At 39.2% G+C, this 19311-nt stretch carries 20 protein-coding genes and 1 riboswitch; of the genes, 5 read left to right on the top strand and 15 right to left on the bottom strand.

Features of this window, described 5'->3' with window-relative positions; translation table 11 throughout:
• Positions 1 to 2 precede the first annotated feature (2 nt).
• From LQZ75_RS00100 to pdhA, 3 genes are read right to left on the bottom strand one after another with little or no spacing between them, the layout of a single operon-like run.
• The gene (locus tag LQZ75_RS00100; protein ID WP_230095813.1) at positions 3 to 1325 is read right to left on the bottom strand and encodes a 2-oxo acid dehydrogenase subunit E2; all 1323 of its coding nucleotides are present in this window, start codon (positions 1323 to 1325) and stop codon (positions 3 to 5) included.
• A 12-nt stretch (positions 1326 to 1337) separates the two neighbouring features.
• Positions 1338 to 2318, bottom strand: coding sequence for an alpha-ketoacid dehydrogenase subunit beta (locus LQZ75_RS00095; protein ID WP_230095812.1), 981 nt, complete (start codon positions 2316 to 2318; stop codon positions 1338 to 1340).
• A 2-nt stretch (positions 2319 to 2320) separates the two neighbouring features.
• On the bottom strand, positions 2321 to 3433 hold the full coding sequence (pdhA, locus tag LQZ75_RS00090) for a pyruvate dehydrogenase (acetyl-transferring) E1 component subunit alpha (protein WP_230095811.1): 1113 nt from the start codon (positions 3431 to 3433) through the stop codon (positions 2321 to 2323).
• 215 nt (positions 3434 to 3648) lie between these two features.
• On the opposite strand from pdhA, the gene def reads away from it, so the two are divergent.
• Positions 3649 to 4209, top strand: coding sequence for a peptide deformylase (gene def, locus LQZ75_RS00085; RefSeq protein WP_230095810.1), 561 nt, complete (start codon positions 3649 to 3651; stop codon positions 4207 to 4209).
• 196 nt (positions 4210 to 4405) lie between these two features.
• Here the strand turns inward: def and plsY are convergent, their stop codons facing one another.
• The 3 genes from plsY to xerC form a co-directional block, all read right to left on the bottom strand.
• Complete coding sequence (plsY, locus tag LQZ75_RS00080) at positions 4406 to 5017, bottom strand: glycerol-3-phosphate 1-O-acyltransferase PlsY (protein ID WP_230095809.1); 612 nt, start codon at positions 5015 to 5017, stop codon at positions 4406 to 4408.
• Positions 5018 to 5098: 81 nt separating this feature from the next.
• On the bottom strand, positions 5099 to 5980 hold the full coding sequence (locus tag LQZ75_RS00075) for an aldose 1-epimerase family protein (protein WP_230096358.1): 882 nt from the start codon (positions 5978 to 5980) through the stop codon (positions 5099 to 5101).
• A 92-nt stretch (positions 5981 to 6072) separates the two neighbouring features.
• Positions 6073 to 6981, bottom strand: a complete 909-nt coding sequence (gene xerC / locus LQZ75_RS00070; protein ID WP_230095808.1) for a tyrosine recombinase XerC — start codon at positions 6979 to 6981, stop codon at positions 6073 to 6075.
• Between the two features lie 150 nt (positions 6982 to 7131).
• Here xerC and LQZ75_RS00065 point away from each other — a divergent pair, with 150 nt between their 5' ends.
• From LQZ75_RS00065 to LQZ75_RS00055, 3 genes are all read left to right on the top strand, one after another.
• Positions 7132 to 8343, top strand: a complete 1212-nt coding sequence (locus LQZ75_RS00065) for an aminotransferase-like domain-containing protein (RefSeq protein ID WP_230095807.1) — start codon at positions 7132 to 7134, stop codon at positions 8341 to 8343.
• Positions 8344 to 8495: 152 nt separating this feature from the next.
• A complete protein-coding gene (locus tag LQZ75_RS00060) occupies positions 8496 to 8837 on the top strand; it encodes a type II toxin-antitoxin system antitoxin (RefSeq protein WP_230095806.1) in 342 nt (113 codons plus the stop codon).
• A gap of 12 nt (positions 8838 to 8849) precedes the next feature.
• Complete coding sequence (locus LQZ75_RS00055) at positions 8850 to 9671, top strand: SPFH domain-containing protein (protein ID WP_230095805.1); 822 nt, start codon at positions 8850 to 8852, stop codon at positions 9669 to 9671.
• Positions 9672 to 9809: 138 nt separating this feature from the next.
• Here LQZ75_RS00055 and LQZ75_RS00050 read toward each other — a convergent pair whose 3' ends face one another.
• From LQZ75_RS00050 to LQZ75_RS00020, 7 genes are all read right to left on the bottom strand, one after another.
• Complete coding sequence (locus tag LQZ75_RS00050) at positions 9810 to 10853, bottom strand: 2,3-butanediol dehydrogenase (RefSeq protein ID WP_230095804.1); 1044 nt, start codon at positions 10851 to 10853, stop codon at positions 9810 to 9812.
• 369 nt (positions 10854 to 11222) lie between these two features.
• Positions 11223 to 11684, bottom strand: a complete 462-nt coding sequence (ribH, locus tag LQZ75_RS00045) for a 6,7-dimethyl-8-ribityllumazine synthase (protein ID WP_230095803.1) — start codon at positions 11682 to 11684, stop codon at positions 11223 to 11225.
• Between the two features lie 51 nt (positions 11685 to 11735).
• Positions 11736 to 12938, bottom strand: a complete 1203-nt coding sequence (gene ribA, locus LQZ75_RS00040) for a GTP cyclohydrolase II (RefSeq protein WP_230095802.1) — start codon at positions 12936 to 12938, stop codon at positions 11736 to 11738.
• Positions 12935 to 13522 carry a riboflavin synthase gene (locus tag LQZ75_RS00035; RefSeq protein WP_230095801.1) on the bottom strand — a complete coding sequence of 196 codons (588 nt, stop codon included), beginning with the start codon at positions 13520 to 13522 and terminating at the stop codon, positions 12935 to 12937. The genes ribA and LQZ75_RS00035 overlap by 4 nt, the downstream gene beginning before the upstream one ends.
• Positions 13522 to 14562 (bottom strand): bifunctional diaminohydroxyphosphoribosylaminopyrimidine deaminase/5-amino-6-(5-phosphoribosylamino)uracil reductase RibD, encoded by a 1041-nt coding sequence (ribD, locus tag LQZ75_RS00030; RefSeq protein WP_230095800.1) that lies wholly within the window; start codon positions 14560 to 14562, stop codon positions 13522 to 13524. The genes LQZ75_RS00035 and ribD overlap by 1 nt, the downstream gene beginning before the upstream one ends.
• 138 nt (positions 14563 to 14700) lie before the next feature.
• A riboswitch (FMN riboswitch) is annotated at positions 14701 to 14833 on the bottom strand.
• A 78-nt stretch (positions 14834 to 14911) separates the two neighbouring features.
• A complete protein-coding gene (gene brnQ, locus LQZ75_RS00025; RefSeq protein ID WP_230095799.1) occupies positions 14912 to 16273 on the bottom strand; it encodes a branched-chain amino acid transport system II carrier protein in 1362 nt (453 codons plus the stop codon).
• A gap of 102 nt (positions 16274 to 16375) precedes the next feature.
• Positions 16376 to 16657: a hypothetical protein gene (locus tag LQZ75_RS00020; RefSeq protein ID WP_230095798.1), complete on the bottom strand. Its 282-nt coding sequence runs from the start codon at positions 16655 to 16657 to the stop codon at positions 16376 to 16378.
• Between the two features lie 454 nt (positions 16658 to 17111).
• On the opposite strand from LQZ75_RS00020, the gene LQZ75_RS00015 reads away from it, so the two are divergent.
• Positions 17112 to 17411, top strand: a complete 300-nt coding sequence (locus tag LQZ75_RS00015) for a ribonuclease G (RefSeq protein WP_230096357.1) — start codon at positions 17112 to 17114, stop codon at positions 17409 to 17411.
• A 55-nt stretch (positions 17412 to 17466) separates the two neighbouring features.
• Here LQZ75_RS00015 and LQZ75_RS00010 read toward each other — a convergent pair whose 3' ends face one another.
• Positions 17467 to 18756: an APC family permease gene (locus tag LQZ75_RS00010; protein ID WP_230095797.1), complete on the bottom strand. Its 1290-nt coding sequence runs from the start codon at positions 18754 to 18756 to the stop codon at positions 17467 to 17469.
• 143 nt (positions 18757 to 18899) lie between these two features.
• Positions 18900 to 19311: hypothetical protein (locus LQZ75_RS00005; RefSeq protein WP_230095796.1), on the bottom strand; the 412-nt coding region annotated here is incomplete at its 5' end.

The raw sequence follows: 19311 nt of genomic DNA, 5'->3' as shown, positions 1-19311 counted from the left end.
TACTATCCCTCCATCAACAACAATTCTGGATCATGCAATAAACGTTTAAGTAAGTTCATTGCACGTTGCGCTGTCCCACCATCGATTAAACGGTGGTCAAAACTAATTGAAAGTTTCAACATTTGGCCGACAGCAATTTCGCCATTTTCATCAACAATTGGTTCTTTAACAATCTTACCCACTCCAACGATTGCAACTTCAGGGTAGTTAATCACTGGTGTAAACCAACCACCACCAATTGAGCCAATATTACTAATCGTAATTGAACCATTCCGCATATCAGCGGCCCCTAATTTACCATCTTGAGCTTTGGCCGTATTTTCTGAAATTTCACTAGCAATTTCAAAAAGGTTCTTGCGTTCAGCATCTTTAATATTAGGTACATATAGCCCGTGATCAGTATCAGTCGCAATTCCAATATTGTAATAGTGTTTTGTAACAATTTCTTCAGCGACATCATCAATTGATGAATTAAAGACTGGATAAGCTTTCAATACCGCTGTCAATGCCTTAACAATATATGGCAAGAACGTTAACTTGATGTCCTTTTCAGCAGCCACAGCCTTATACTTCTTACGGTTTGTCATTAAAGCAGTTACTTCAACTTCGTCAAATAAGGTCACGTGTGGCGCAGTGTGTTTAGACGTTACCATCGCCTTAGCAATTGCTTTTCGCGTCATCGACATCTTTTCACGTGTTTCAAGCACTGTTTCACCAGTTACAGTTGGCTTAGGCGCGGCTGGTTTAGCTGCAGGTACTGGCGCTACTGGCGTTGGAGTTACTGTTGGTTGGCCACCAGCAGCAAACGCTTCAACATCAGCCTTCAAAATTTGACCATGCTTACCAGTAGCCGGTACCAATGAGATATCAACACCTTGTTGGCGAGCAAATTGACGTACTGATGGCATTGCTAAGATAATTTCACCAGGTTTAGCCACCCGGACATTTGCAGTTTGTGCTGGCGCCGTTGGGGTTACTGGTGTTGGAATTGAATCTACTGGTTTTACTGGTTCAACCGGTGCAACTGGAGTTGGAACTGGTTGGGCTTCAACAGGGGCTGCTTTAGGCGCTGCTGGAGCATCCCCTGAGCCATCGTCAATAATCACAATAACATCCCCAACCGTTGCCGTTTCACCTTCTTGAATCTTAATTTCTTTGATTGTACCACTAACTGGTGATGGTAATTCTTCCACTGATTTATCATTTTGAATTTCGACTAAACCATCGTCTTCTTCAATATGATCACCGACTTGGACAAGCCAAGATGCGACTTCACCTTCATGTAAACCTTCACCAAGTTCTGGCAATTTAAATTCAAACGCCATTCTGATAGCCTCCTAATTAAATTCTAAAATTTCACGTGCTTTTGCTTCGATATCATCAGCATTTGGAAGCCAGTCATCTTCAGCTAATCCAAATGGGTAAATTGTATCTGGGGCTGAAACACGACCAATTGGGGCATCCAAAGAAAGAATCGCACGTTCTGAAATTTCAGAAACAACCTTTGCAGCCACCCCTGCAAGGTGTTGTGCTTCTTGCACGACAAGTACGCGGTGCGTTTTTTCAGCTGACTTAACAAGTGTTTCAAAATCAATTGGTGACAATGAACGTAAATCAACAACTTCAATTGACTTACCTTCTTTTGCTAGCTTATCAGCAACTTTCAAACTTTCATTAACTTCAGCTGAATAAGCAATAATTGTCAAATCAGTTCCTTCACGAACAACATTGGCTTTATCCAAAGGCACTTCGTATTCACCTTCTGGTACATCAGCTTTCATTGAACGGTATAGCTTCAAGTTTTCAAGAAAAACAACCGGGTCATTGTTCTTGATTGCTGAAATCAACAAACCTTTAGCGTCATACGGATTTGATGGTGTCACAACCCGTAATCCTGGAACTGAAGCAACCATTGCTTCCAATGAGTCAGCGTGCATTTCAGGGGTGTGGGTACCACCACCAAATGGTGATCGGATAGTTACGGGTACATTAACCGTACCGTTTGTCCGGTAACGTGTCCGTGATAGTTGACCAGCAATTTGGTCCATGGCTTCAAAGACAAATCCGAAAAATTGAATTTCTGGAACAGGGCGGAAGCCTTGAACAGCAAGTCCTGTTGACAAACCAATAATGCCTGATTCAGCAAGTGGCGTGTCAAAGACCCGGTCTTCACCAAATTCAGCTTGCAAGCCATCAGTCGCCCGGAAAACTCCACCGTTTTTACCAACGTCTTCACCAAAAACTAATGTTTTATCATCATTTTTCAATTGAGTTCGTAATGCATCTGTAATTGCTTGAATATAACTCATTGTAGCCATAATTACTTAGCCTCCTTTGCCTTAAACGCTTTAATTTGTTCCGCAATTTCTGGAGTTGGCACTTCAAAAACATTTTCCAAAAATTCTGAAATTTTTTGTTTAGGAGCTTCATCTGCTTTCTTAACAGCATCTTTAATGTCTTCTTTAACTTCATCAACATATGCTGATTCAATATCTTCAGACCAAAGACCCTTATCAGTTAAAATCTTGCGGTAACGAATCAATGGATCGTTATCAAACCATGGTTTTTCTTCTTCCGGTGTCCGGTAACGCTTAGGGTCATCCCCAGCATTTGTGTGTGGACCAAAACGGAAAGTTAAAATTTCAATTAATACCGGACCATTTCCAGCTGCAGCGTATTCACGAGCAGCTTTGGCCGCTTCATAAACAGCAAGGAAGTCCATCCCATCGACTTGGACGTAAGGAATTCCGGCCGCCATCCCTTTTTGGGCTAATGTAACCGCCGCTGTTTGGACATGCCGTGGTACAGAAATTGCGTAACCATTATTTTGGACAAAGAAGACGGCTGGCACTTGGAAGGCTCCAGCAAAGTTAATTCCTTCATAGAAGTCCCCTTGCGAAGTTCCACCATCACCAGTATAAGTATAGGCAACTGTGTCTTCGGTCTTGTTTTTCTTAAGACCTAATGCCACCCCAGCCGTTTCAATGTATTGAGCCCCGATAATGATTTGTGGTGAAAGTGCTTGGACATTTTCATCAGTATAATCATTTCCTAAGACGTGGCCACGAGACCAAAGGAACGCTTTCCAAATTGGTAAACCGTGTTGAATCAATTGAGGAATATCACGATAAGCAGGTAACATGAAATCACTTGCCTTAAAGGCCAATTCTGATCCCATTTCACTGGCTTCTTGTCCTTCAGTTGGTGCATAGAAGCCAAGGCGTCCTTGACGTGTCAATGCATTTGACCGTTGATGCAAGGTCCGTTCCCAAACCATCAATTTCATAAATTTAACTAAGTCTTCATCACTATATTTGTCGAAAACTTCTTGGTTTACAATTTCCCCTTTACCATTGACAACTTGTAATGGCTCTGTTTGTTCTTGTAAATCATTCTTTTTTGCAACAAAATCCACAAACTTCACTTCACTCATAGTTAAAGTCCTTTCTTTTGTAAAAATCTAAATAATTAACTTGAAGTAAATGTACCAAGTTAAATGTAAGCGGTTACATCTACACCACTATAATAGAATAATCGCTTTTATAATGCAAGTATTAATAGTAATATTTGCATAACTTTTTCAATTCTTGCATCCCTTCTTTTTTAAGGGTAGAATTGAGTAATATCTAAAATTTCTGGAGGCTTCACATGTATTTAATGAACGATATCACTCGCGATGGTAATCCTGTATTACGTCAAGAGGCCGCTGATGTTACATTCCCCCTATCTGCAGAAGATCAAAAACTTGCTGCAGATATGATGGAATACTTAGTAATCAGTCAAGATGAAAAGGAAAATGAAAAATACAAACTTCGTCCCGGAGTTGGGCTTGCCGCACCACAAGTTGGTGTCTCAAAACGCATGGCTGCCATTTTAGTACCTGGTGAATATGAAGATGATGAACCCCTTTTTAAGGGTGTTATTTCAAACCCCGTTATTATTTCGCACTCAGTTCAAGACGGTGCGCTTGATATGGGAGAAGGCTGTCTTTCAGTTGATGAAGACGTTCCAGGTTTTGTCCCTCGCCATGATCGGATTACTGTCCGTTACCAAAATCTTGCCGGTGAAACAGTTAAAATTCGCCTCAAAGACTATCCAGCGATTGTGTTCCAACACGAAATCGATCACTTACACGGGGTTTTATACTACGATCACATCAACAAAACTAACCCTTGGGATGAAAACCCAGATACTAAATACATCAAATAAGCGTTATAAACCATTCCACTTGGGATGGTTTTTATTTTGGCTAAACGATACCTGTTACACTATTACCGATGTGTTAACCTCCATATTCTAGATAACCTTAGTATAATATAATTATAGTTTTTGAATAACTAAAACGACTCCGCGCAAAAAGGGTTGGTTTGAAATTAATTCCAAACCAACCCTTTTTTAATTCTAATTATTTATTTTTAGTGAGCCAATAATATAACCCAAAGTGCATTAAACTCTCTTTACCTTGAAAAATACGCTTAATATTTTCACGGTGGCGATAAATAACAAAAATCGTTAACGCCCCAGCGATTGCCGTTAACACCCAATCGTGCGCAATTGCGGCGGCCGTTGTGACCATAATAAAGCCCATAATTGAGCCTAAACTCATCATACTAAATAGCAACAACATCACAATTAATGTAACTACTGCGACAGCAAAGAAAAACGGGTTATATGCAATCAATACTCCAGCTGAAGTTGCCACGGCTTTACCACCTTTGAACTTTAACCAGATACTAAACGTATGGCCAATGATAGCAAAAAAACCAGTAATAAACGGATTGATGTGATGCATACCAACTAACACTGGTAACGCCCCAGCTAATGTTCCCTTGAATAAATCAAGTAACAATACCGCTACCCCAGCAACTGGCCCGAGTACTCGTAATGTATTCGTTGTCCCAATGTTACCAGAGCCTTCAGTCCGAATATCACGGCCATAAAAAACCTTCCCAATCCAGAAACCAAACGGCAACGAGCCAATAAAGTAACTAACGATACATAAAATTACTAATTCCAAAGTAATATACCAACTTTCAAAAAATTAACTGGATTAGTATAGCATATTAACAACTCTTTGAGGCGATATTCTTTAATTTTTTTAAAAGAATGTCAAACTCCAATTTGCCGAAAAATCTTTTTGGCCAGCTAATTTATTGATAGCAAATTTGTGCGTAATGTCCCCATCGGCATCAATTGTATCCGCAATACCCCACCATGGTTCAAGACATACAAATGGGGCATCTTTACCATATGGTGACCAAATGCCAACGTAATTAGCATCCTTTAAGTTCATTGTTACCCCATGTGAGGCATCCAAGCGTGCCAAAATCAATGATGTTTGTTGTTTTTCTAGCGATAAAATAATGGCATCTTCTTTATAGTCATCATAACGTAAACGAAGTGGAATTCGAGGATTAAAAGTCCCCATATGTTCTGGATCAGAATATGGCCCAATTAATTTTACACGATCATATTCTTTTACTGGATCAACATTAACGTAATAATCAGTAAATTTATGATTTACCTCCAATGGCACATTAAACGCAGGGTGGCCGCCAACTTGGAAATAAATAGGCGTTTCACCAGGATTATGAACGAAGTATTCAATTTTAACGGTATCATTAGTCGTTAAGGTGTAACGAATTTGGAAGTGAAAGCTAAATGGATATAAATTCTTCGTTAGCGGCGAATCACGTAGTTCAAAGACAGCATGGGTAGCGCTTTGTTCAATCACAATAAAGTTCAAATCGCGGGCAAAACCATGTTGACTCAAGTAGTAAGTATGCCCTTCATAATCGAATTGATTATTTTTTAAACGACCAACAATTGGGAATAGGACCGGAGAATGTCGATTCCAATATTTTGGATCCGCCTGCCAAAGATATTCTAATTCACTATCCTTTCGACGAACACTTTGCAATTCGGCTCCATGTTCATGAATTTCAACAATTAGATTATCGTTTTCAATACGTACTGTCATCATCCGTTCCTACTCTCATTAGTTTAATTTTCAGTACTAATTCTATCACAAAATCATCTTATTTCCCGTTTGATTTAAAAAAATTAACACTCTTATTCATGACTAGCACGTGGAAAATATTTGCGGTAATCAGCTTGCAGTTGTTCCCGACTAATATGGGTGTAAATCTGAGTCGTACTTAAGTTCGCATGTCCCAGAAGCTCTTGAACACTCCGTAAATCAGCGCCATTATTTAATAAGTCCGTTGCATACGTATGCCGAAACATATGGGGATGCATTTCATTACCTAATCCCGTAGCCTTCATAACTTGCTTGAGAACATATTCAATTCCAGCACTAGAGATTGGCGCCCCTAGACGATTAACAAACACCACGTCATGCGTTTCTTGATGTTGCTGCATCAATGTTTCCCGCAATCCATTAATATATGTTAGTAAAGCTTTTTTAGCATACGACCCTAATGGTACAAAGCGTTCTTTGCCCCCTTTCCCATACACATGAATCATCTCACGACTAAAATCAACTTGCTTTAAAGTTAAATTAGCAACTTCCGATACCCGCATTCCCGTCCCATACAAGAGCTCGAGTAATGCAACATTCCGCTCTTTTAATGGTGATTTTTGTTCATTTACCGTCTTAAATAACGTTGCGAGTTCCGGCTCACGAAAATAATGAGGTAAATGTTGGGGCTGTTGTTTAACTTGAACATCTGCAAACGGATTTTGACTTGCTAACTGATTATTAATTAAAAATTGATAAAATGAACGTAATGAACTTAACTTGCGATTAATTGTAGTTGGTGCCAATTTTTGGTCATACAGTTGACTTAACCAAGCACGAATCAAATTAGCATCGACATCTAGCCATGTTGTCGGTCCAAGTTCGCTGTAACAAAATTGCGCAAACAGCTTCAAATCTTGTTGATATGCTTTTAACGTTTCCGGTGAAAACCGGCGTTCAACTGCTAAGTATTTTAAAAATAATTTAATTTCGTTTAACATCTTCCATCCCATTCATTAGTGCCAGAAAAATTAGTTGTATTCTTTTGAGTTGATAGGCTACAATTAAAGTAGTCTGCATTCTAATCATTTTTTAACTTAATAAAATCAAAAAATGTTTAAAGTCAATATTATAAAATAGCGAGGCCATTTATGAAAAATCAAAACTTTGCCGACCGAGTTATTAATTACGATAGCTCAGTATTGGCAGAATTATTTATCGAAAGTTCAAATCCGGCAAATACTTCTTTTGCTGGTGGTTATCCCGATCAACAATTGTTCCCAAGCGCCGATATTACCGCTGCATTTGCCCGGGCAATCAACGCCAACACCCCCGGTATTTTTCAATATACTGATGCCAAAGGTCCTTTAGCCTTGCGTACTATTTTAGCACAACGGCATAGCCAACGAGCAGGCGTTCCAGTAGTTGCAGATGATTTACTCATTACACAAGGTGGCCAACAAGCAATCGACTTAATTACCCGTTTATTTATTAATCCTGGCGATGGAGTGGCACTGGAAGGTCCCACATATGTCGGTGCTATTTCTGCGTTTGAAAGTTATGCACCAACTTATTATGAAATCCCAATGGAAGCTGATGGCCTTGATATTAACAAGTTAGAAGCCGACTTAAAGGCTAACCGTGGTGCTAATCGAATTAAGCTACTATATACGATTCCTGATTTCCAAAACCCAACTGGAATTACCTTAAGCACAGCCAAACGACAACGGTTAGCACAATTAGCAGTTGAATACGACTTCTACATTCTAGAAGACTCCCCTTATCGTGATTTACGTTATCGTGGTGAGGAATTACCAACCATCCAGAGCTTTGATACTGATCATCGTGTTTTATTTGTTTCAAGTTTCTCAAAAATCTTATCGCCTGGTTTGCGCATTGGTTACCTTGTCGCTGACCGGGAAATGCTTAGTGAATTAGCCGGCTTAAAATCTGCTAACGATGTTCAATCACCTAATATGACCATGGAAGCTTTAGCAGATTATCTAACAGAACACGATTTAGATGCACACATCAACAAGATGAAACCCGTCTACACCGAAAAATGTCATGCAATGGTTAGTGCATTACGTAAATATATGCCAGCTGAAATCACTTTCACCGAGCCTGAAGGTGGTTTCTTCCTATGGTTGACTGGCCCAACTAATCTTGATCTTAATAAATTCATGCACGATGTCTTATTACCAGAAGCCCATATCGTATTTGTTCCTAGTGAACCACAATATGCTGTTACCAAGGTAACTAATTGCGCGCGCTTAAACTACTCTAACGTTCCACTAGAAAAAATTGAACCTGGGATTAAGCAGTTAGCGACCTATTTCAAAGCATATTTAGCTGAAAACTAACTTATTTAAAAAACTTGATGACTTTCATCAAGTTTTTTTTTATTTTACCTAATGGCTTTACTTTTAATGAATTAAATAGTACGATACCTTTATCAAAGTGATATCACTTTGATATCAAATTAATATCATTTTTATATGAAAGGACGACTGCTATGGCCAAAAAACAATTTCCATTGCGCCTTGATCAAGATTTATACACACAGATTGAAGCCTATGCTGAACGTCAACATCTAAGCGTTAATAGTAGTATTGTCACGTTACTTTCACAATCAATCGAACGCGAAGGTTCCTTAGAACAACGCCGGTTTGTTGGTCTCACCATTGATGGTAGTAAATTAACGCCTGAACAGAAATTAATCGAAGTTAAGGGCATCTATTATCGTTTTGTGATTATTAACAATCCACAAGCTGATTCAACGCACCAATATCTCATTAGCAATGTTCAAGATAATGTTTTAATTCTCACTGATTTGTCACTTACAGCAAACGAATAGGAGTGTATCATTATGCCATTTGGAATCAAAATCATCTCACAAAATTGCCAAGGTTTAGTTGAAACCCTTGGAAAATACCGCAGTAGTGTTAATCCTGGTTTACATTTTTATGTACCCTTTGTTCAACATATCCGGTCTGTCAGTCTCGCAATGCGGCCTGTTCGCTTACCTGATTATTCAGTTATTACCAAAGATAATGCTGAAATTTCAGCCAGTGTTACCTTGAATTACCACGTTACCGACGCTGTTAAATTTCAATACGAAAATACCGACTCTGTCGAATCAATGGCCCAATTAGTTCGTGGTCACTTACGAGATATTATTGGTCGCATGGACTTAAACGATGCGTTAGGATCAACGGCGCAAATTAACCGTGAATTAAGTGAAGCCATTGGTGATTTAACTAGTATTTACGGAATTAATGTTGACCGGTTAAATATTGATGAATTGAAACCTTCACCATCAATTCAAGCTGCCATGGATACACAACTTGAAGCGGACCGAAAACGAGTTGCCACGATTTCGCAAGCTCAAGGGAATGCCAAATCAATTGAGTTATCCAATAAGGCGCAAAATGAAGCAATGGTTAATACTGCTAAAGCTGAAGCAGAATCAATTCGCATTAAGGCGGCCGCCGAAGCAGCCCGGATTGCAACAATTTCTGCTGCGATTGCCCAAGTTGATAACAACTTCTTCCAAAACCAATCCATTCAAGCTTTCCAAGAATTAGCGAAATCAGATGCTAACTTGATTGTCGCACCAACCGATGATGCCGCCAAATTCGGTCAAATCGCACCCTTAGCTAAAATGTTTAAACAAACGACTGAAAAATAAAGTCCCAGTGCTACTAAATACGTTCTAGCGGCGCTAAAATACGACAAAAGCCTCCTCGAAGAAAAATTCTTCAAGGAGGCTTTTTAGTGTATTTTTCAATATTGCTCGACGTCTATCAAAGCTCAATATTTGCCTAAATTATTTAGTAAAATCAACCAAGATCTTAGCTTGTGACTTATCAGCTACAAGTGCATCAAAACCATCAGTAACGATTTGATCAAGTTCAATTTTCTTAGTGATAACTGGTTTAACGTCGATTTGGCCACTAGTTACTAAGTCAACTGTTTGTTGGAAAGTCTTCTTAGAGTAAGCAATGGTAGTTGTAAGTTTTACACCGGCATTCATCAATTGCATTGGGTCAAATTGAATTGGACGGGCAAAGATTGAAACGATAACCATGTTACCACGAGCCTTAGTAGCGTCGATGGCTTGTTCAAATGTTGGTTGCACACCGGCAACTTCAAATGAAACATCAACTCCACCAGGTACAAGTTCTTTAATCTTTTCAACTGCGTTAACTTCAGCTGGGTTGATCACATCAGTAGCACCCATTTCAAGCGCTTTTTGTAACCGAACTTCAGATAAATCAACCGCAATAATCTTAGTTGCACCAGCTGCTTTGGCCGCTGCCGCAACTAATACCCCGATAGGACCAGCCCCAAAGATTGCAACAGTTTCACCAAACTTCAAATCACCTTCTTTAACTGCTTGAACGGCAACGGCTGTTGGTTCAATAGTAGCAGCTAAGTCCAATGGGAAATCTTTTGGTAAGTGAAGCAAGTTTTTAGCAGGAACGTTCGCAAATGAAGTAAAGCCCCCATCACAGCTCAAACCAATAAAGGCGTAACCATCATAAACATCAACACCGTCAGGGCGAAGTTCGTGTGTCACAGTAGGGTTGATTGATACATGATCACCAACTTTCCAGTCAGTTACATTAGCACCAACTTTATCGATAACCCCTGAAAATTCGTGACCCATTGTAAGTGGAGCATGGCCACCAGTTAATTCTTCCGCTTTTTCAACTGGAATAAATACTGGTCCTTCTAAGTATTCGTGTAAGTCAGAACCACAGATACCAGCCCAAGCAACGCGAACTACAACTTCGTCATCTTTTAAAGGTTTCAATTCTACTTCTTCAACTCGAACATCTTTAACACCGTGCCATACTGCTGCTTTCATGATTAAATACCTCTTTTAAATAATTTATTAGTTTAGCTTATTTTTTCTGTTAAAACTTTTGTGAAAGTAATAACAATCAAGCTATGCATTTATAATACTACCAAATAAATTTAAAAGCTATACTTATTTTTATTTTTATATAATTTTAATTTTTAAAATATGCAAAAACCCTTTTAAATCCTTTTATAACAATGATTATCATCAATAACACTTCAAATTAAAATAATTATAAAACTACCCCATCCAAAACTTTCATCTTATAATAATTATTAGGAAGATTGCTCATATAATATCAATATCTTAATAAACACATAAAAAGTGGTCGAGAAAAATAATTTTCTCGACCACTTTTATCAACTATTATAACTCTTAGATTTGATCTGCTAAACTCATCATTTCAAGTAAGGCGGTTGCAACTTCACCACCCTTATTACCAGCTTTAGCCCCGGCACGTTGTTGTGCTTGTTCTAGGGTATCAGTAGTAACAACCCCAAAGACCACTGGGATATTACTATCTAAGGCTACTTGACCAATCCCCTTGGCTGTTTCATTGATTACTAAATCATAGTGCGCCGTTTCACCACGAATAACCGCCCCGAGAGTTACCACCCCATCGTATTCACCACTAGCCGCAATTTTTTTAGCTACCGCTGGAATTTCAAAAGCGCCCGGAACCCAAATGAGCGTAATATCTTCATCAGCAACCCCGTGGCGAACTAACGCATCTTGAGCACCACCAATTAATTCATTAGTAATTAATGAATTAAATCGACTAGCAATAATCGCTACCTTAACATCTTGTTTCGTGTATAAACCTGTAATTTCGCGCATAATTTTTCTCCATTTGTTTAATTTATCATTTTTTATTATCAAGCAGTGCTTTTATAGCATATGTTTAAATTTAGCCTTTTTAGTTGCTAAATATGCTTCATTGTTAGCATTTTCACCGACTTGTAAGGGCACCCGTTCAACAACTGTAATCCCATGCTTTTCTAAGTCCGCAATTTTTTCAGGGTTATTCGTTAGTAATCGTACCTGTGTAATTCCTTGTGCTTTTAAAATTGCAGCTGCATGTTCATACGTTCGCGCATCAGGGGCGTGGCCTAAAAACGTATTCGCATCATAAGTATCAAAGCCGCCTTCTTGTAAAGTATATGCTTGTAACTTAGCAGCTAGGCCAATTCCACGACCTTCTTGACGGAGGTATACAACATAACCACCTTGCGCATCAATGGCCGCTAAAGCAGCATGTAATTGTGGCCCACATTCACAGCGTTGTGAGCCGAGAACATCCCCTGTAAAACATTCCGAATGTAATCGTACAAGTGGTATATCCGCACTAACCTTCTGACTAGCGATTAATAAATCAGGTTCCCCAGCCGGATTAGGATAGGCGGTTAAATTAAAATTTCCATGGTCTGATGGTAATTTAACAGTGGGTCCTGGTTGTAATACCATATCTTCCGTTACTTCCCGATACGTAATAATATCTTGAATAGAAATTTGTAATAAATTATTGGTCCGTGCAATTTCAGCCAGTTCCGCTTCACGTGCCATCGTACCATCCGGATTTAAAATCTCAATGATATAACTAACAGGTGGTACGCCCGCTAACTTAGCTAAGTCAACGGCAGCTTCTGTGTGTCCTGGTCGTACTAGTACACCCCCATCATCAGCAATCAACGGAAAGATATGCCCTGGCCGTTCAAAGTCGGTGGCGACACTTTGACCATCCGCTAATGCCTTAACAGTCATTTTCCGATCAGCCACTGATACTCCGGTAACCGTCGCCTTATGATCAACACTTAACGTAAACTTGGTCCCAAATTTTTCAGTATTATCGCTAACCATCGGTGTTAATGCTAAGTCTGTTGCACGTTGCGCCGTCATAGGTACACACAAGAGGCCCCGTCCTAAAGTTAACATTTGGTTAATTGTCGCTTCACTTACAAACGCAGCTAACCCAATTAAATCCCCTTCATGTTCACGTTGAGCATCATCGGCGACAATCACTAACGCACCTTGTTTCATAGCCGCTAATGCATTTTTCACTCTAGCAACACTTGCTAATTGTTCTGTCTTCATTTTGTTACGCCTCTCAATAAATATTTTGCTAATATATCAGTTTCCAAATTGACAACCGCACCAATTGGCTTAGTTGCTAAAAGCGTTACATCTTGCGTATGTGGAATTAAAGCCACTGTAAAACGTGGTCCATTGACTTTAACAACCGTTAAACTCATGCCATCAATCGCAATTGATCCTTTACTAACGATTTGGTTAATTTGTTCTGGTGCATATATTTCAAGCCATAACGTCTGGCTAACTAATTGTTTTTGAGTAATTTTACCAATACCATCCACATGTCCCATCACAACATGACCATCAAAGCGCCCATTGGCCAACATCGCTTTTTCCAAATGAACCGCATCATTAATTTTTAAATATTTAAAATTAGTCGTATCAAAAGTTGGCATCATCACGTCTGCTTGCATGGTCGTTGCAGTATTAGCAGTAATTGTTAAGCAAACTCCATTAGTCATTACACTTTGACCAATCGTCAAATCTGCGAAGAACGCATCATCAGTCGTAATTTCCATTTGCATTTCATGTTGTTTTCGAACCAAGCGCGTAATCCGACCAACATTAGCCACAATTCCAGTAAACATTATTGTTCCTCCGGTTTCAGCGTAATTTTCAAAGTATTATCAATCGTCGTAACATCACTAATGTTACCAAGGGATGCAAACACTGCATCCCTAGCAAAGCTGCTTAAACCGTCGTTAGGTAATACCGTGGTTGTTTGATAAACCACCACGGTTTGATATGCCTGCGCAGCCACAAATGCAGCATGTAGTTCACTACCACCTTCAACAAGCATTGCTTGAATGCCAAGTCCTCCTAACAATTGCCGGACTGACTGTGGTGTTACCGTTGCTTGGTATTGAACTTGCTCATACTGTGCGGCAAACATCTCGTTTTCCGTAATCACTAGCGTGTTTGGTTGGTGTACTTGATCTGTACCGGCTAGCCGACCACGCCGATCAATAATTACCCGCAATGGCTGGTGATCGGTGCTAACATTACGAACAGCTAGACTAGGTTGGTCAATAAGGGCTGTCGCACTTCCGACGACAATTGCTTGTTGGTAAGCCCGTAGACGATGACTATCTACATCAACTTCTGCAGTAGTAATCTTCGTTGCTTCATCTGGTGCACCATTAATTTTACCGTTGAAACTTTGGGCTACTTTGAGAGTTACGTAAGGTAATTGATGCGTAAAAAAGTAGTGAAATGCCGGATTGATTACTTCACTGACTGGGGTACGCCATATGTCGACTTGAACCCCAGCTTTCCTTAATCGTTCAATGCCGTGCATTGTTACGAGTGGGTTAGGGTCGATTTGACCAACCACGACACGTTTGAGAACCCATGCCAACATTTCGCTAGCACATGATGGTTGCTTACCTGTATGCGCACATGGTTCTAAAGTGACATAAATCGTCGCCCCAACTAATTGATTTTTATCAGTTACTTGCTGATAAGCATCAATTTCAGCATGGACATCCCCATATTGATGGTGGTATCCCACCGCCAAAACCGTATCTGCTTTAACAATTACTGCCCCCACCCGTGGATTTTTCCACGTTCGCCACTGCGCTTGTTTGGCTGCTTCAATCGCCATCTGCATGTATTCGTTATCTTTCATCGCTTCTCCATTCTAGTTTGGAGGCACAAAAATACCCCTGGTGCTTTCACACCGGGGGCATTCATGGGATTTTGTATGCAAACAAACTACACTTACCCAGTATTCTGTTCAAAAAGAACCCACTGGTAGCGTGGTTGTTGTTGTCTTCTCCCATCCAGACTTTACTGTCGGTCACAGAATCTCACTGTGTCAACCGCTTAATAGCGGGTCACGGACTTTAACTTGCGTTATCACCGTCGGTCGGGAATTTCACCCTGCCCCGAAGACTTATTTAAATTAATATTACTTGAGTATCCTACCAATAAAAAATTTACTTGTCAAACATTTTTACTAATTTTTTGTTAGCACATTATTGATTCAATGAAAATTTTGGTTTTTTATCAGTCATATACCAGATTAAACCAATCATTGCACCAATAATTCCTGGAACAATCCATCCCATCCCAATCGCTTCAAACGGTAAGTAGTGATCGGCAAAATTTGTTAATGCTAGTACTGGTGTCGCGTGACTAATAAATGCGGGACTAGCTTTCAACCCATCAACAAAGGCTACAATCAATGTGAAATAGGTTGTCATCTGATAAACCCGTGTATCATTGTGATATAACGGGCTAAAGATTGTTAAAATAATTAATGTAATTGCTAGTGGATATAAAAACATCAATAAAGGGACTGAGTATGCAATGATATTTGTTAAGCCGACATTTGCAAAAATGGCCGGTAAAATACTAACAACGGTTGCAAACATTACATATGAACGACTTGGAAATAATTCGACAAATGTTTGTGAAAAAGCTGAAATCAAGCCAACCGCTGTCTTCAAACATGCGACAATAATGATCAATGCTAATAAAACACTCCCGCCTGTACCTAAGTAATAACGGGCAACTTGTGCTAAAGCAATTCCCCCATTAGCACTAAGCTTAAAGTGACCAATACTCATGGCACCTAAGTATGATAAAAGCGTGTAAATTATCCCCATCAAGATAATACTAACCGCACCTGACTTAAAAGTATCCAAGGCAATCACTCCCGGTTTAGTTACGCCGCGGTCTTTGATAGATGTCACAATAATAATTCCAAAGGCTAATGATGCCAAAGCGTCAAGTGTGTTATAACCTTGTAAAAAGCCTGTGAAAAATGGTTGACTCGCATAGGCTTTTTGTACGGCTCCTTGACTTGCTTGACCAAGAGGATGCACAAACGCCATCACTAATAAAACAGCTAACAACAGTAAGAAAATTGGATTTAAATACTTACCAACATACTCAAGTAACCGGCTAGGCTTAAGTGCTAATAACCAAGCACAAACAAAGAATACCGTACTAAAAATAGCTAAAACTAGTGATTGTTGCTGTGGAGCTACAAATGGTACTACCCCGATTTCAAATGAAGTAGTAGCTAACCGAGGTAATGCAAAAAATGGCCCAATAACTAAATATAATAAGATTGTAAAAATGTAAGCATATTTACGATTAACACGGGTTGCAATATCAAATAGCCCGTTCGTCTTTGAAATTCCAACTGCAATAATTCCTAAAAATGGTAATCCAATGGCGGTAATTAAAAAACCTAAATCGGCTAGTAAAACATTCGCACCTGCTTGTTGTCCCATATTAACTGGGAAAATCAAGTTACCTGCCCCAAAAAAAAGGCCAAATAACATGGAACCTAAATAAAGATAATCCTTCTTGGTTAGTCGTCTTTCCATATAGCACCTCCAAAAAATAAATTAACAATAAATTAACAAAAAACACACTAAAAAGCAATGCTTTTATAATGGTTTTATCATTTTTATTTTAAGGAAATTTTTTTATCTACTTTGCAATCGATGGCGATGCTCAGCATATCCAAATACTAGTAAGATTATTAGAATACTTGCAATTAAAATGTATCCCCCATATTGATCAAAATAATTCAACTTTTCTAATTGACTACCATCATGATGCCCACCATGATGGCTATCTTGGCTAAGGCTCGTGACTACTAGACTAGTATTAGCCGCTGCGGCAGTGGTTGGTATACCTGTTAACAACGTAAAACAGGTTACAATTGCTAAACTACATAGACTAATTAATTTAATAATGTTACGCATTTACATCCCCCCTACAATTAAACTTTTTTACGATAAAGTAACTATAGCAAAGTTATTTAATAGAAATGCGTCGATTTATTTACGTTTTAATAAATAATTGCAACATAATTAATTACAAACGTAATATTTCTAATTAGAAGGCAATCATGTTACGCTTTCAATAAATTTATTTAACATATAGGAGAAATACATCATGCACCCAGAAGACCCTATCCAACCAATGGATTCAATTCAACAAGTCGATCCGACTGCTCCAGTTCAACAATCACATCCCAATGCCGTTCAACCAACCCCCGCAACAAACAAGCCGTTGACCGAATCTAAACCAACTGCCAGTGATGCTGACGCTGAAGAATTTAAAACTGAACCCGAAGCGTCACATACTGAAGCATATGATAGTGCTGCCTATCGTTATATTCCTCAAGGTGTTCAGGGCTGGAACTGGGGGGCGTTTATGTTTAACGTTTACTGGGGGCTAGGTAATAAAAGTTACTTACCCCTCCTATGCTTAATTCCATTTTTTAATGTCATTTGGATATTTGTATGTGGTATTAAAGGGAATGAATGGGCTTGGGTCAATGGTGATTATCCTGACGTTGCTACATTTCAAGCCGTCCAAAAAACTTGGAATCGTGCCGGGCTATTTGCCTTTATTTTGGCAACAATTGGCATTCTATTAGTTATTTTGATGTATATTTTTATTTTCGCCGCCATTTTTGTTAATTTTCAAAACGATGGTCGTACTACTTATTAGGGCAAAAAAACAGCTTGGAGCATGTTCCAAGCTGTTTTACTATATTACACATACATTAATTCTTTTTGTACTTACCCGTGACAAAATATGACACTACTGCTGCAATAATCCCAAATAATCCAAAAAGCAATAACTTACTTTCTGCTTGGCTAAGCAACCAAATACTTAAACCAAATGCGACCATTGGAATTACTGGACCTAATGGTAATTTGTAATCCGGTTTAGGCCCCTTTTTAGTGAAGTAGAAATAAATCACCGCAAGAATTGTTGGTAAATATTGGACAAAACGGGCCACCACTGACATTTGTGCTAAAACCGCAAACTGGCCTGACCACGTCAATGCTAATGTTAAAATCCCGGTTAAAATAACGGCATACGTTGGAATCCCTTGATTGTTAACATATGCAAGTTTTTTAGGGAGGGCACCTTGTTGGGCCATCGCCTGTCCAGCTCGGGGGGCTTCAAATGACGCATGGACCACAATTCCAAACATTGAGACCAACGTCCCAGCGGCAATCAGTGCATAGCCCCACTCACCACTAACGGCGCGGAAGGCATCTTGAATTGGCGTGGCTGAATGTGCAACTGCTGTCCCAAGAATCCCATTAGAGACCGCAATTACAGAAACGTAGACAAATGCCACTACCGTAATAGCGATAATTAATGCCCGGGGGACATTTTTACTTGGATTACGGTAATTTTCCGAAGCAATCGTCATCGTTTCAAAACCAGTAAAAGCATATAACAATAATACGGCAGCTGAACCAAAAGTGGTCACATTTAAGTGACTACTAATGAGTGGTGTTAAATTGGTTGGCTTCACGAAAAAAATACCAATCGCAATAAACAGAAATAATGGTACTAATTTAGCCACCGTAGCGATTGAATTGAGGGCCTTCATAAAGTGCACCCCCATTAAATTCAAAATCGTTAAACTCGCTACCAAGCCAAATGAAAATGCATGACTAGCAAAATTAGAACTTAAAACTGGAAATGTACTACCTAACGCCGATGTTAATCCCGCAATCATCGCTGACCAAGCAATCATCCGAATTAAGTAGGTCATAAAGCCTACAATATAACCTACAAAACCCCCAAATGCTTCCTTTGCGTATAAATATGCCCCCCCATTCGCATGAAAACGCGAACTCATATCAGCAAATGATAACGCAATTGTTAACACTAATATAGCGTCAATGACGGCCACTAAAATTCCGCTGTTACCGACAACTTTGTAGACTTGACTAGGCATTAGAAAAATCCCTGTTCCGATGATGCCGTTAATACCAAATAAAATTAATGCAAATAAACCAAATTTATGTTTTTCTGTTACTTGATGTTCCATAAAGATTACCCTTCTATGTTTAAGTTAGTATTAAACATTTTAACAAAAACAAACTACTTATTACTAAATACCCTTTAAAGCATTCAACAATTGTTGGGTTGCTTGTTGATATTGCAATTGCCAACCCACTCCGGACATTAGAGTTAACGCTTAATTGGCAAACGGACGATATTATTCATCGCATTTTGTAACTGTTGCGTTGCTTGTTGATATTGTGCTTGTGTAGATGGCCAGTAGCCTTGCGTATTACGGGCTTGGCGTAATGCTGCTTGTAAATTGGCAAATGACCCCGCTGTATAATAGCGTTCAGTGTATTCACTAGCATCGCTAATCGCATTCGCTAAGCCATTCCGAACACTAGGGGCAATATTATTTGGCAAACGAACTATATTATTCATCGCGTTTTGTAACTGTTGCGTTGCTTGTTGATATTGTGCTTGTGTGGATGGCCAGTAGCCTTGCGTATTACGGGCTTGGCGTAATGCTGCTTGTAAATTGGCAAATGACCCCGCTGTATAATAGCGTTCAGTGTATTCACTAGCATCGCTAATCGCA

Source organism: Periweissella fabaria (assembly GCF_918814575.1).
GTDB lineage: Bacteria > Bacillota > Bacilli > Lactobacillales > Lactobacillaceae > Periweissella > Periweissella fabaria.
This window is presented reverse-complemented; position numbering and strand designations above follow the sequence as displayed.